This is a genomic window from Marinobacter sp. ST-43 (genome assembly GCF_030541085.1).
In the GTDB taxonomy this organism is placed as follows: Bacteria; Pseudomonadota; Gammaproteobacteria; order Pseudomonadales; family Oleiphilaceae; genus Marinobacter; species Marinobacter nauticus.
In genome coordinates, this window is the sequence record NZ_JASSVO010000010.1 from 15,118 (window position 1) to 27,412 (window position 12,295).

Sequence of the window (12,295 nt, forward strand, 5' to 3'; positions counted from 1 at the left end):
CTTTACATGCGGAACACGCCGAAGCGCGTTGGCCTGGCGGGCCGGTTGAGGGTGGCAGACAGGCTCAGGGCAACCACTTCCCGGGTCTGGGCCGGGTCGATCACGCCGTCATCCCACAGGCGGGCGCTGGCGTAGTACGGGTGGCCCTGGTGTTCGTAGGTTTCGGTAATGGGCTTCTTGAACTCGGCTTCTTCCTCGGCGCTCCAGCTCTGGCCTTTACGCTCCAGGCCTTCCCGGCGTACCTGCGCCAGCACGCCGGCTGCCTGTTCGCCGCCCATGACGGAGATCCGGGCATTCGGCCACATCCACAGGAAGTCCGGGCTGTAGGCGCGGCCACACATGCCGTAGTTGCCGGCACCGTAGCTACCGCCAATCAGAACGGTAATCTTGGGCACGTTGGCACAGGCCACGGCCATCACCATCTTGGCGCCATGTTTGGCGATGCCCTCGGCTTCGTATTTCTGGCCGACCATGAAGCCGGTGATGTTCTGCAGGAACAGCAGGGGTATGTTGCGTTGGCAACACAGTTCAATAAAGTGCGCGCCTTTCTGAGCGGATTCGCTGAACAGGATGCCGTTGTTGGCGATGATGCCCACGGGGTAGCCGTGGATGTGGGCAAACCCGGTTACCAGGGTGGAGCCGTAATAGCGCTTGAATTCGTCGAATTCTGAGCCGTCGACGATGCGGGCGATGACGTCGCGCGCATCAAACTGCTTGCGCAGGTCGGTGCCGACGATGCCGTAGATTTCTTCCTGATCGTACAGCGGGGCGCGGGGCTTCTGGACCTCAACCGGTACTGGTTTGCGACGGTTCAGGTTGGCCACGCAGCGCCGGGCGATTTCCAGGCCGTGGGCATCATTCTCGGCGTAGTGGTCGGCGACACCGGAGATTTTACAATGCACGTCTGCGCCCCCCAGGTCTTCCGCGCTGACCACTTCACCTGTGGCGGCTTTTACCAGCGGTGGGCCGGCCAGGAAGATGGTGCCCTGGTTACGGACGATGATGGATTCGTCGGCCATGGCGGGCACGTAGGCGCCCCCGGCGGTACACAGGCCCATGACGACGGCAATCTGGGGAATGTCGTCTGCGCTCATCCGGGCCTGGTTGTAGAAAATGCGGCCGAAGTGGTCGCGGTCGGGGAAGACTTCATCCTGTTGGGGCAGGTTGGCGCCACCGGAATCCACCAGGTAGATGCAGGGCAGGCGGTTGGCCATGGCGATTTCCTGGGCCCGCAGGTGTTTTTTCACGGTTAGCGGGAAGTAGGTGCCGCCTTTGACGGTGGCGTCGTTGGCGATAATCATGCACTCGGTGCCGGAGACGCGGCCGATGCCGGCGATGACGCCAGCGGCGGGCACTTCTTCCTTATAGACGTTGTAGGCGGCGAACTGGCCGATTTCGAGGAAGGGGGAGCCTTCGTCGATGAGGGTGTTGATGCGCTCGCGGGGCAGGAGTTTGCCTCGGTCGGTGTGGCGCTTCTGGTAGTCGGGGCCGCCGCCCTGGTGGATTTTTTCGACTTTTTCCCGGAGGTCGGCGACGGCTTGTTGCATGGCCTGGTGGTTGGCCTGGAATTCGTCGGACCTTGGGTTGATTTTGCTTTGGAGTATCGTCATGTTCCGTGGTCCCTCGGGTTGGGGGCACGGGCCTGGAGGGGTGTCGTTCCGAAAACCGCTACGAGCACATCCATGTGCGCTTCTCTCCGGCCATCCATGGCCTCCGACATTTTCGGAACGACACCCCTCCAGTCCCTAGTCGTACAATTGGAGCTGGATTCTGTGCGTCGTTACTTGTTCAGGAACAGCTCACGACCGATCAGCATCCGTCGGATTTCAGACGTTCCAGCGCCGATTTCGTAGAGTTTCGCGTCCCGCAGCAGGCGGCCGGTCGGGTATTCGTTGATGTAGCCGTTGCCGCCCAGCAGCTGGATGGCGTCCAGGGCCAGTTTGGTGGCCATTTCGGCGGAGTAGAGGATGGCGCCGGCGGCGTCTTTGCGGGTGGTTTCGCCGCGGTCGGCGGACTGGGCCACCATGTAGACGTAGGATTTCGCGGTGTTCATCCAGGTGTACATGTCGGCGACTTTGCCCTGTACCAGCTCGAATTCACCGATGGCCTGGCCGAATTGTTTGCGCTCTCGGATGTAGGGGACGACCACGTCCATAGCAGCCTGCATGATGCCCAGCGGGCCGCCGGAGAGGACGAGGCGTTCGTAGTCGAGGCCGCTCATGAGGACTTTGGCACCGTTGCCCACGCCGCCCAGGACGTTTTCTTTGGGAACTTTGCAGTCCTGGAACACCAGTTCACAGGTGTTGGAGCCGCGCATGCCGAGTTTGTCGAGTTTCTGGTGACGGCTGAAGCCCGGGTAGTCGCGCTCTACGATAAAGGCGGTGACGCCTTTCGAACCGCCTTTCGGGTCGGTCTTGGCGTAGATAACGTAAGTGTGTGCGTCCGGACCGTTGGTGATCCACATCTTGTTGCCGTTGAGGACGTAGTGGTCGCCTTCGTCGCGGGCGTGGAGTTTCATGGAGATTACGTCGGAGCCGGCGTTGGGCTCGGACATGGCCAGGGCGCCGATGTGTTCACCGGTGACCAGCTTGGGCAGGTATTTCTGCTTTTGTTCTTCGGTGCCGTTGCGGTGAATCTGGTTCACGCACAGGTTGGAGTGGGCACCGTAAGAGAGGCCAACGGAGGCCGAGGCGCGGCTGATTTCTTCCATGGCGATGACGTGAGCCACATAGCCCATGTCGGAGCCGCCGTACTCTTCGCTGACGGTAATGCCCAGCAGGCCCATGTCGCCCAGTTTGCGCCATAGGTCCATGGGGAATTCGTTGTTTTTGTCGATTTCCTCGGCCCGCGGGGCGATTTCGGTGGCGGCGAAGTTGTTCACCTGTTCCCGGAGCATGTCCAGGGTCTCGCCGAGGCCGAAATTGAGCTCTGAGTACTGTGATTTCATCGATTGCTACCTTTTTGTTTTTAACGTCGGGTATCCGTTGGCTGCCAGGTGCTATTTGCTGACAGCGGTTTCTTTGGTGTTCGTCGTCAGGCCCTGCTCTTCCTTTTTCTTCTGCAGTTCGGTCAGGGCCTCGCGGCACCGCGCTTCGGCGGTATCCATTTCCATTTCTGCCATGGCGATGTCTTCTTTCTGCTGTTCCAGCTGTTCCCGTCTTGCGCTGAGGATTTCCAGCATCTTCAGCAACTGCTTTTCATTGCCGGTCAGCGTTTCGTCCCAGAGGTCGAACAGTTCTTTCGTTTCGGCCAGGGAAAAGCCCATGCGCTTGCCCCGGAGAATAAGCTTCAAGCGAACGCGGTCCTTGGTGCTGAAGATCCGGGTTTGCCCGCGCCGGGTGGGCTTGAGCAGCCCCTGGTCTTCATAGAACCGGATGCTCCGGGTGGTTACATCGAACTCCTGGGAAAGCTCGCTGATACTGAAAGTTCGTTTTTCGCTCATGACGGATTTCCTTTTTTCACCAAGGTTAGTTAAAGTTTACGTAAACGTAAAGTGTTTTTGTGGTCCGAATGGATACCCGCGGATCAGACTTCGATCATTGTTAATAAGGAGTACCCGATGGAATTCCAGAATGTGCCGGCAATTGTAACAGGCGGTGCCTCCGGTCTGGGTGAGGGCGCTGCCCGTGCTCTGGCGGCGGCTGGCTGCAAGGTTGCGATTCTTGATGTGAACAAGGAGCAGGGCGAAAAGGTTGCGGCTGAGCTCGGCGGTATCTTCCTGCATTGCGATGTGACCTCGGCCGACAGTGCTGAGGCTGCTGTTACTGCTGCGCGAGAGGCTCACGGCCCCTGCGGTGTCGCCGTGAACTGCGCGGGTATTGCGCCGGCGGCCAAGATTCTGGGCCGGGAAGGTGTGATGCCGCTGGAAAGCTTTAGCAAGGTGGTCCAGGTTAATCTGATCGGCACCTTCAATATCTTGCGGCTGGCGGCTGCCGATATGGCGCAACGGGAACCGAACGGTGACGGCGAGCGCGGTGTCATCATCAATACCGCTTCGGTTGCTGCCTACGAAGGCCAGATTGGCCAGGCGGCTTACAGCGCATCCAAAGGCGGTGTGGTGTCCCTGACCCTGCAGGCGGCCCGCGAGCTGGCCCGTGAAGGGATTCGGGTGAATACCATTGCTCCTGGCCTGTTTATGACACCAATGCTGGCGGGTATGCCCCAGGAAGTGCAGGACAGCCTTGCAGCCACGTTGCCGTTCCCGAAACGCCTCGGTAAGCCGGAAGAGTTCGGGATGATGGTGGACCAGATGGTGCGCAACCCGATTCTGAATGGCGAAGTCATCCGGCTTGATTGTGCCCTGCGGATGGCGCCAAAGTGACATTGGAATAACCTGCCAAAAGCAGGTTTCTGTAATGGTGTTCGCCAAAAGCGAACCGGTAACCACAGGTGAGTGATATGACTAACCCTGTCGATCAGGAAGAACTGGCTCTTTTCCGGGAGTCTGTGATCAAGGCTCTGGAAACCGAAGTGGCCCCGCATTACGAGGCCTGGGAGAAAAGCGGCATTGTGCCACGGGAGCTTTGGAACACTCTGGGCGATGCAGGCATGCTGTGTGTCGATGTGCCGGAAGACTGCGGCGGCTGCGGTGCACCCTTCCAGTACTCGGTCGTGGTGGGTGAGGAGCTTGCCCGGCTGGGATTCGGTGCGCTTTCCACCAACGTGATGGTGCATTCCGACATTGTCGCGCCCTACCTCAGCCATATCGGCAATGAAGAGCAGAAACAGCAGTGGCTGCCGAAGATGGTATCAGGTGAGGCGGTAGGCGCCATCGCCATGACCGAGCCGGGCGCCGGCAGCGACTTGCAGGCCATGCGCACCAGCGCTGTGAAAGACGGCGACGACTACATCCTCAATGGCTCCAAGACCTTCATCACCAACGGCCAACACGCCGATATGGTGATCGTCGCCGCCAAAACCGATCCCAAAGCCGGAGCCAAAGGGATCAGCCTGTTTCTGGTCGATACGTCGTTGCCAGGATTCAGCAAAGGCCGGAACCTGGACAAGATTGGCCAGCACTCTGGCGATACCTCCGAGCTGTTTTTCTCCGACATGCGCATACCTGCCTCGGCGTTGCTGGGCGAGGAAGGACAGGGTTTCGTTTACCTGATGCGCGAATTGCCCCGTGAGCGACTGGTGATCGGAGCGCTGGGTGTGGCAGCGGCCCGGGGCTCGCTGGACATGACCATCCAGTATGCCCAGGAGCGTGAGCTGTTTGGCCAAAAGCTCAGTCAGTTGCAGAACACACGCTTCGAAATTGCCCGCATGGAAACGGATTACCGCATCAACAAAGCGTTTGTGGATCAGTGCATTCGGGAATACGAACAGGGCAAATTGGATGCCCCCACGGCGTCCATGGCCAAGTACAGCGCTACCGAGATGCAGTGTCGTGTTGCTGATGGCTGTTTGCAGCTGTTTGGCGGCTATGGCTACACCACGGAGTACCCGATTTCCAGGAACTTTATTGATGCCCGGGTGCAGCGGATTTATGGCGGCACCTCGGAAGTAATGAAGGAAATCATTGCCCGGTCGGTTTTAGGTCGCTAATCCCCTATCACTTTTTCGGACAGATATAGACGTTGACCGGGCGGGTGCGGGGAGGCCTTTCAGGAACCGTCAAAAGCCATGGATGGCTTTTGTCGAGCGTACAGGGATGTATTTACAGCGTGTTTCTGAAAGGCCTCCCCGCACCCGACCGCTCACCAAAAAATGAGGACAGTCACCATGAGCTCAAACGATATAGTAATAGCAGGCTCCGCCCGAACCCCCATGGGCGGAATGATGGGCTCCCTGAGCTCGGTACGTTCACCGGACCTGGGCGCCGTCGCCATTAAGGCAGCCATTGAACGCTCCGGCCTTCAGCCGGCAGACATCCAGGAAGTGATCATGGGCTGCGTACTGCCCGGGGGGCTGGGCCAGGCACCAGCCCGCCAGGCCTCGAGGGCCTCTGGCATCCCGGACAGCTCAGGTTGTACCACCATCAACAAAATGTGCGGCTCCGGCATGCAGGCCGTCATCATGGCCCACGACCAGATCAAAGCTGGCACCAACAACATCATGATCGCCGGCGGCATGGAAAACATGAGCCAGGCACCGTATCTGTTGCCGAAAGCCCGCGCCGGCATGCGCATGGGCCATGGCCAGGTACTCGACAGCATGTTCCTGGACGGTCTGGAAGATGCCTACGAAGGTGGGCTGATGGGAGTATTCGCGCAGCGCACGGCTGACAAATTCGACATCACCCGCCAGGCCATGGATGAATTCGCCATCGGCTCCCTGCAGAAATCCCTGGCGGCCATCGAAAACGGCTGGTTCCGGGACGAAATCGTACCGGTAACCGTTCCGGGCCGCGGCGGCGACACCGAAGTGGATACCGATGAACAACCGGGCAACGCCAAACCGGAGAAAATTCCACACCTCAAACCCGCGTTCGCTAAGGACGGTTCTGTCACCGCCGCCAACTCCAGCTCCATCAGTGATGGTGCTTCCGCGCTGGTACTGGCCTCCGCCGCCGAAGCCGATGCCCGGGGCCTGACCCCGCAGGCCCGCATCGTGGCGCATGCGACTCACGCCCGCTTACCGGCTGAATTCACACTCGCGCCCATCGGCTCCATCGAAAAGGTGCTGAAGAAAGCAGGCTGGAGTATGGATGATGTGGATCTGTTCGAGATCAACGAAGCCTTTGCCGTGGTCACCCTCGCGGCGATCAATGAGCTGAAGCTTCCTGCGGAGAAGGTCAACGTGCACGGCGGTGCCTGCGCGCTGGGGCATCCGATCGGCTCCTCCGGCTCCCGGATCATCGTCACCCTGATCAATGCGCTGAAACAGCGTGGGCTTAAGCGTGGTGTAGCCTCGCTCTGCATCGGTGGTGGTGAAGCCACGGCTGTGGCTATTGAGTTGATCTGATCGGCTGATATTCCCTGTAGCCTGTCAGCTCTGGGGCGGGCTTGCGGGATGGCCGGTGGATTTTTCTTGTAAAAAGAACTCGCTTCGCTCAGACACCTTTTTCCGGCGAAAAATCCACCGACCACCCCGCGCCGACGGGCATTAGGGGTATACCAGTGATGCACGTCGGTAGGGGGTATGGGGTATTTTTTCTGACAGGAAAAAGGTGTCTGAGCGAAGCGAGTTCTTTTTCCCGAAGAAAAAATACCCCATACCCCCGTACCTGCCCCTAGACGAGAAGGCTGGGAACCCAAGCCCCACTAAGGCAGATCTGTTACGGCCCCAGTAGATGCAGAGCTCACCACACGGGCATACTTGGCCAGCACGCCCCGGGTAAATCTGGGTTCTGGCGGCGTCCAGGCTTTGCGCCGTTTTTCCATTTCCGCGTCAGAGATTTCCAGCACAATCGAGTTGCTCACGGCATCAATGGTGATGGTGTCGCCGTCTTCCACCAGCGCAATTGGCCCGCCCACGGCGGCCTCTGGTGTGATATGGCCAACCACAAAACCATGACTGCCACCGGAGAAGCGGCCGTCGGTAATCAAGGCTACATCGCTGCCAAGACCTTTGCCCATAATCGCCGAGGTGGGGCTGAGCATTTCCCGCATGCCGGGCCCGCCCTTGGGGCCTTCGTATCGGATCACCAGCACGTCGCCGGCCACCACGGTGCCGTCCAGGATGCGTGCCTGGGCCTCCTCTTCCGAGTGAAAGACACGGGCGCGGCCGGAGAAATGGGTGCCTTCCTTGCCAGTGATTTTCGCCACCGAGCCTTCCGGAGCCAGGTTGCCGTAGAGAATGCGCAAATGGCTGTCGGCTTTGATCGGGTTGTCGAAGGCGTGGATGATCTGCTGGTCTTCGGGGTAGGGCACCACGGTCTCGAGGTTTTCTGCCAGGGTCTTGCCGGTCACCGTGAGGCAGTCCCCGTGCAGCAGCCCCCGGTCGAGCAGCATCTTCATTAGCGGTTGAATGCCGCCAATGGCCACCAGCTCGGACATCATGTAGAGGCCGGAGGGGCGAAGGTCTGCCAGGACCGGTACCTGTTTGCCGATGCGTACGAAATCGTCCAGTGACAGCTCCACTCCCACGGTACTGGCCATACCCAGAAGGTGAAGCACGGCGTTGGTGGAACCGCCCAGCGCGATCACCACGGTGATGGCGTTCTCGAACGCTTCCCGGGTCATGATGTCGGAGGGCTTGATATCGGCTTCCAGCAGTTTCAGCACCGCGGCGCCTGCGGCTTCGCAATCCGCCAGTTTGCTGTCGGAAACGGCGTTCTGGGCCGAGCTGCCTGGCAGGCTCATGCCCATGGCCTCAATGGCAGAGGCCATGGTGTTGGCGGTGTACATCCCGCCACAGGAGCCTGGGCCGGGAATCGCGGTTTCCTCGATCTGTTTGACTTCGATCAGCTTCATGTTACCGCGGGCATGGGCGCCCACCGCCTCAAACACAGAGATGATGTCGGTATGGTTTTCGCCGGGCATGATGGTGCCGCCGTAAACGAAGACCGAGGGCCGGTTCAGCCGGGCCAGGCCCATCATGCAGCCGGGCATATTCTTGTCGCAGCCACCGATCGCGACCAGTCCGTCGAAGCCCTCACAACCGGCCACGGTCTCAATGGAATCGGCAATCACCTCGCGCGACACCAGAGAATATTTCATGCCCTCGGTGCCGTTGGCGATGCCATCAGAGATGGTGATGGTGTTGAATATCAGGCTCTTGCCCCCGGCTCCGTCGGCACCCTTGGCGGCCTCCCGGGCCAGGCCGTCAATGTGCATGTTGCAGGGCGTGAGGTTGCTCCAGGTGGAGGCAATGCCAATCTGAGGTTTGCGGAAATCCTCGTCGGTAAAACCAACCGCCCGGAGCATGGCCCGGCTGGCGGATTTATTGATTCCGTCTACCACCGGTGCCGAGTGTCGGCGTCGTTTATCGGTTGTCATGCGTTATCCCTCTCCGTCGTTTCAAGCCGATCGCGACCGTGCCATGGTATCGGAGACCAGTTCAACTCCGGCAACGGTATGCAGTTTCTCCAGCTGAGATTGAAGCATAGCAACTGGCCGGGAACCCTCCAGCGTGAGGGCAATGTCGAGGGTATCGCCAGTTGATTCCATGGCCATCCTGGAAATCCGGAAGCCGCGTACCCGCACCACCCGGCACAGCCGCTCCAGAGCTGCCGCTTCCTGGTTCATGCGGCAATTCAGGGTATATCGTTGACTGGCGCTTTCATGATTCGGCTTCATGCTACCTGCTCCTTGCGGCTGTTCGCTTTACGGGGTTCGTCAATCATTTCCTTGTTGCTGGCGCCGGCTTTGACGATGGGCCAGACGTTCTCTTCACGACTGATGGCAACGTGCAGCAGCATCGGGCCGTTGTAAGCCAGAATGGTTTCGATGCCGCGGCGGATCTGGTCGGTCCGCTCAATGTGCAGGGCCGGGATATCGAACGCCCGGGCCATGGCGACAAAGTCCGGATTGTCGTCCAGATCGATCTGGCTCTCGCGGTTGTTGTAGAACAGTTCCTGTTGCTGACGAACCATGCCCAGGCACTGGTTGTCCAGAATGATCAGCTTCAACGGCAGGTTGTAGCGCCGTATGGTGGCCAGTTCCTGTGCGTTCATCATGAACGAACCATCACCGGTCACGTTGATGACGGTGCGTGTTCGGTCCGAGAACTGGGCGCCGATGGCCGCCGGAAGCCCGAAGCCCATCGTGCCCAGGCCTCCGCTGGTCAGGTGGTGGCGTGGGTGGGCGAACTGGTAGTACTGGGCAACCCACATCTGATGCTGGCCAACATCGCAGGCGATGACGGTGTTGTCGCCGGTGATGCCGGAAAGCTGACGGATGAATGCGGGGCCGGTAATGGGGGCCAACGGTTCCTCGTTATCGGCGGCGCGAAAGCCTCCGGTGGTATGCCAGGTGCGGCATTGTTTCTGCCAGGCGTCGACAGCCAGTGGCTCAGCCGCAATGGCATGGGTTAATGCCGCCAGGATGGCGTTCAGGTCACCACGCAGAGACAGGTCTGCCGGCCGCAGTTTGTTGATTTCGGCGGCATCGGCATCAATGTGGATCATCCGGGCATTGGGCGCGAAACCGTCGAGCTTGCCGGTGGCACGGTCATCCAGCCGGGCGCCGATGACGACCAGGAGGTCGCACTCGTCAACCGCCTTGTTGGCCGCCCGGGAACCGTGCATGCCGAGCATGCCCAGATCATTCGGGTTGTTTCGGCCGGCGTTGCCTATGCCTTTGAGGGTAACCACGCCCGGCAGCCCCGAGACTTCGGCAAAGGTACGAAAACGGTCTTCGGCTCCGGCCAGAGACACACCGCCACCACTGTAGAGCAGGGGCCGCCTGGCTGATTTCAGCATGGCCAGGGCCGGGCCGATCTCCGGGCAATCCGCTGGCGGTGCCTCGTTGCAGGCCGGGGCTGGAGCCTTAATCTCGGACAACAGAATGTCTTTGGGAATATCAATCCATACCGGCCCGGGGCGGCCAGCCTGGGCCAGGTCGATGGCTTCCTCCAGAATGCCCGGCAGGTCTTCGGGGTCATCCACCAGGTAGCTGTGTTTGACGATGCCCAGGGTCATGCCAAGGATGTCGGTTTCCTGAAAGGCGTCGGTGCCAATCAATCCGGAGGGGACCTGCCCGGTGATCACCAGCAGGGGAATGGAATCCATGTAGGCGTTGGCAACGCCAGTGATCAGGTTGGTGGCGCCGGGGCCGGAGGTGGCAATACAAACCCCCAGTTGGCCACTGGCCCGGGCGTATCCGTCTGCCGCCAGGGCGCAGGCCTGCTCGTGGCGGCACAGCACATGCTCCATTCCCACGTCATCCACCAGCGCGTCATACAGGGGCATGATGCAGCCACCCGGATACCCGAAAACCGTGCTGATGTTATGGCGGTGGAACGCTGCAAGAATGTGCTGTGAGCCGTTCATGGTCGTTTTTCCCTTTCTCTTTGCCGCAAAAAAGAAACCCCCGGGACCTTGCGGTGCCGGGGGTTTCTGGTGTCGTTGTCAGGTTGTCGCTATCTCACCCGCTTGTCCACGCAAAAGCCCCCGGACGGTACCACGACCACCAGGACTAGCTTCACAAGGACCATAACTGCGTTGAGATTCATGAAATCGACAATCTGCTCTGAATTGAGTTGAACAATGTGTGTAGAATCTAACCTACGTTTTCAGGCGGATGCAAGGGCTTATTTCCGGAAATTCAACCGGTGCCGGTTTTTCCGCTTTCTCAAACCGAATCTGTTCACGGCGAGTGGTGCATGACAAGAGCAAAATGGAGCTCCTTGGGATTATCCCTTCTGGTCATCGTGTTATTGGTTATCTGGATGGCAACGGGTGAGGTAAAAGTTGCCAGTGATGAGGCGCCGGAGGAGCCGGCCTCCGAACAGGTAGCCATAACTCGGGTAGAGGTAACACCGGTCAGCGCCCGGACTTATCAGCCAGCCCTGAAACTTCAGGGCCAGCTGGAGCCCTGGCAGTCGGTTCAGGTCAGTGCCCGGGTGGCCGGCACCGTTGAGCAACTGAACGTTCAGCTGGGGCAACAGGTGAAAGCGGGTACGGTGTTGGCGACCTTGTCGACGGACGGTCGGGACACGGTGGTTCAGCGCTGGCAGGCCAGTATTCGCAAGTTGGAAGCGGATCTGGCCGCCGCCCGGAGGCTGCGTTCCAGCAATCTGGCCGCCGAAACTGAAATACTGCGTCTGCAGAGTGAACTCGCCGCGGCTCGAGCAGAACTCGCTGCGGCTGAACTGGCGCTGAATCACCTCAAGCCCATCGCGCCGTTTGATGCCACTGTGAATCGTCGCGAAGTGGACGAAGGCAGTCTGGTGCAGGTGGGAACGCCCCTGTTTGAGCTGGTACAGATAGACCGCCTGAAAGCCACCGGACAGATCCCTCAACAATCGGCGGCGCTGGTTCAACCGGGGCAGGCAGTCGATATACAACTGCTGGACGGCTCCCGGCTGGCCGGCGTTGTCAGTTTTGTGGCCAGCGCTGCCAATTCGGACACCCGAAGTTTTGCGGTGGAAGTGGTGGTGGAGAATCCTGAATTGAAGCGGGCTGCGGGCGGCTCTGCCAGCCTGAGTATTCAACTGCCGGAACAACAGGCCACCTTCATATCGCCGGCTTATCTGGGGCTGGATGACGATGGCCGGCCCGGCGTGAAGTATGTCGATGCCGATAATCGAGTGGTGTTTGAGACCGTGCGGATGCTAAGCGTCTCGACCGACGGTGCCTGGGTTGCCGGCTTGCCGCCTGAGATTCGCCTGATTACCCGAGGGGCCGGATTTGTCTCGCCGGGTGAACAGGTGCGCCCTGTTGATACCTCCGACCAGCGGGGCTGACCGT

The 12,295-nt window shown here is 59.9% G+C and carries 10 protein-coding genes; 4 read left to right on the top strand and 6 right to left on the bottom strand.

All coding sequences use genetic code 11. From position 1 onward, the window contains the following. Window positions 1–2 precede the first annotated feature (2 nt). The 3 genes from QPL98_RS12885 to QPL98_RS12895 form a co-directional block, all read right to left on the bottom strand. On the bottom strand, window positions 3–1,610 hold the full coding sequence (locus QPL98_RS12885; protein WP_303293385.1) for a carboxyl transferase domain-containing protein: 1,608 nt from the start codon (window positions 1,608–1,610) through the stop codon (window positions 3–5). Window positions 1,611–1,780: 170 nt separating this feature from the next. After that, entirely contained in the window at window positions 1,781–2,947 is a 1,167-nt protein-coding gene (locus QPL98_RS12890) for an isovaleryl-CoA dehydrogenase (RefSeq protein WP_014420930.1), read from the bottom strand. Window positions 2,948–2,998: 51 nt separating this feature from the next. Then, window positions 2,999–3,442, bottom strand: a complete 444-nt coding sequence (locus QPL98_RS12895; protein ID WP_011785591.1) for a MerR family DNA-binding transcriptional regulator — start codon at window positions 3,440–3,442, stop codon at window positions 2,999–3,001. Window positions 3,443–3,559: 117 nt separating this feature from the next. Here QPL98_RS12895 and QPL98_RS12900 point away from each other — a divergent pair, with 117 nt between their 5' ends. The 3 genes from QPL98_RS12900 to QPL98_RS12910 all read left to right on the top strand — a co-directional run bounded on the left by QPL98_RS12900 (window position 3,560) and on the right by QPL98_RS12910 (window position 6,906). Next, window positions 3,560–4,321, top strand: a complete 762-nt coding sequence (locus QPL98_RS12900) for a 3-hydroxyacyl-CoA dehydrogenase (protein WP_121206981.1) — start codon at window positions 3,560–3,562, stop codon at window positions 4,319–4,321. 77 nt (window positions 4,322–4,398) lie between these two features. Next, window positions 4,399–5,547: an acyl-CoA dehydrogenase family protein gene (locus QPL98_RS12905; protein WP_199453401.1), complete on the top strand. Its 1,149-nt coding sequence runs from the start codon at window positions 4,399–4,401 to the stop codon at window positions 5,545–5,547. A gap of 177 nt (window positions 5,548–5,724) precedes the next feature. After that, entirely contained in the window at window positions 5,725–6,906 is a 1,182-nt protein-coding gene (locus tag QPL98_RS12910; protein WP_199453399.1) for an acetyl-CoA C-acyltransferase, read from the top strand. A gap of 299 nt (window positions 6,907–7,205) precedes the next feature. Here the strand turns inward: QPL98_RS12910 and ilvD are convergent, their stop codons facing one another. Genes ilvD through ilvG form a run of 3 tightly spaced genes read right to left on the bottom strand, consistent with a single transcriptional unit; the run spans window position 7,206 to window position 10,876 of the window. Next, entirely contained in the window at window positions 7,206–8,882 is a 1,677-nt protein-coding gene (ilvD, locus tag QPL98_RS12915; RefSeq protein ID WP_199453397.1) for a dihydroxy-acid dehydratase, read from the bottom strand. Between the two features lie 21 nt (window positions 8,883–8,903). Beyond that, window positions 8,904–9,182: an ACT domain-containing protein gene (locus QPL98_RS12920; RefSeq protein WP_011785586.1), complete on the bottom strand. Its 279-nt coding sequence runs from the start codon at window positions 9,180–9,182 to the stop codon at window positions 8,904–8,906. After that, the gene (ilvG, locus tag QPL98_RS12925) at window positions 9,179–10,876 is read right to left on the bottom strand and encodes an acetolactate synthase 2 catalytic subunit (RefSeq protein WP_222562625.1); all 1,698 of its coding nucleotides are present in this window, start codon (window positions 10,874–10,876) and stop codon (window positions 9,179–9,181) included. The genes QPL98_RS12920 and ilvG overlap by 4 nt, the downstream gene beginning before the upstream one ends. Before the next feature lie 332 nt (window positions 10,877–11,208). Here ilvG and QPL98_RS12930 point away from each other — a divergent pair, with 332 nt between their 5' ends. Continuing rightward, window positions 11,209–12,291 carry an efflux RND transporter periplasmic adaptor subunit gene (locus QPL98_RS12930; RefSeq protein ID WP_222562624.1) on the top strand — a complete coding sequence of 361 codons (1,083 nt, stop codon included), beginning with the start codon at window positions 11,209–11,211 and terminating at the stop codon, window positions 12,289–12,291. Window positions 12,292–12,295 lie beyond the last annotated feature (4 nt).

Bases quoted from the DNA above. Each gene is read 5' to 3' on its own strand.
- QPL98_RS12885 (WP_303293385.1), bottom strand. From the start codon at position 1,610: ATGACGATACTCCAAAGCAAAATCAACCCAAGGTCCGACGAATTCCAG.
- ilvG (WP_222562625.1), bottom strand. From the start codon at position 10,876: ATGAACGGCTCACAGCACATTCTTGCAGCGTTCCACCGCCATAACATC.
- QPL98_RS12910 (WP_199453399.1), top strand. From the start codon at position 5,725: ATGAGCTCAAACGATATAGTAATAGCAGGCTCCGCCCGAACCCCCATG.
- ilvD (WP_199453397.1), bottom strand. From the start codon at position 8,882: ATGACAACCGATAAACGACGCCGACACTCGGCACCGGTGGTAGACGGA.
- QPL98_RS12890 (WP_014420930.1), bottom strand. From the start codon at position 2,947: ATGAAATCACAGTACTCAGAGCTCAATTTCGGCCTCGGCGAGACCCTG.
- QPL98_RS12895 (WP_011785591.1), bottom strand. From the start codon at position 3,442: ATGAGCGAAAAACGAACTTTCAGTATCAGCGAGCTTTCCCAGGAGTTC.
- QPL98_RS12930 (WP_222562624.1), top strand. From the start codon at position 11,209: ATGACAAGAGCAAAATGGAGCTCCTTGGGATTATCCCTTCTGGTCATC.
- QPL98_RS12905 (WP_199453401.1), top strand. From the start codon at position 4,399: ATGACTAACCCTGTCGATCAGGAAGAACTGGCTCTTTTCCGGGAGTCT.
- QPL98_RS12920 (WP_011785586.1), bottom strand. From the start codon at position 9,182: ATGAAGCCGAATCATGAAAGCGCCAGTCAACGATATACCCTGAATTGC.
- QPL98_RS12900 (WP_121206981.1), top strand. From the start codon at position 3,560: ATGGAATTCCAGAATGTGCCGGCAATTGTAACAGGCGGTGCCTCCGGT.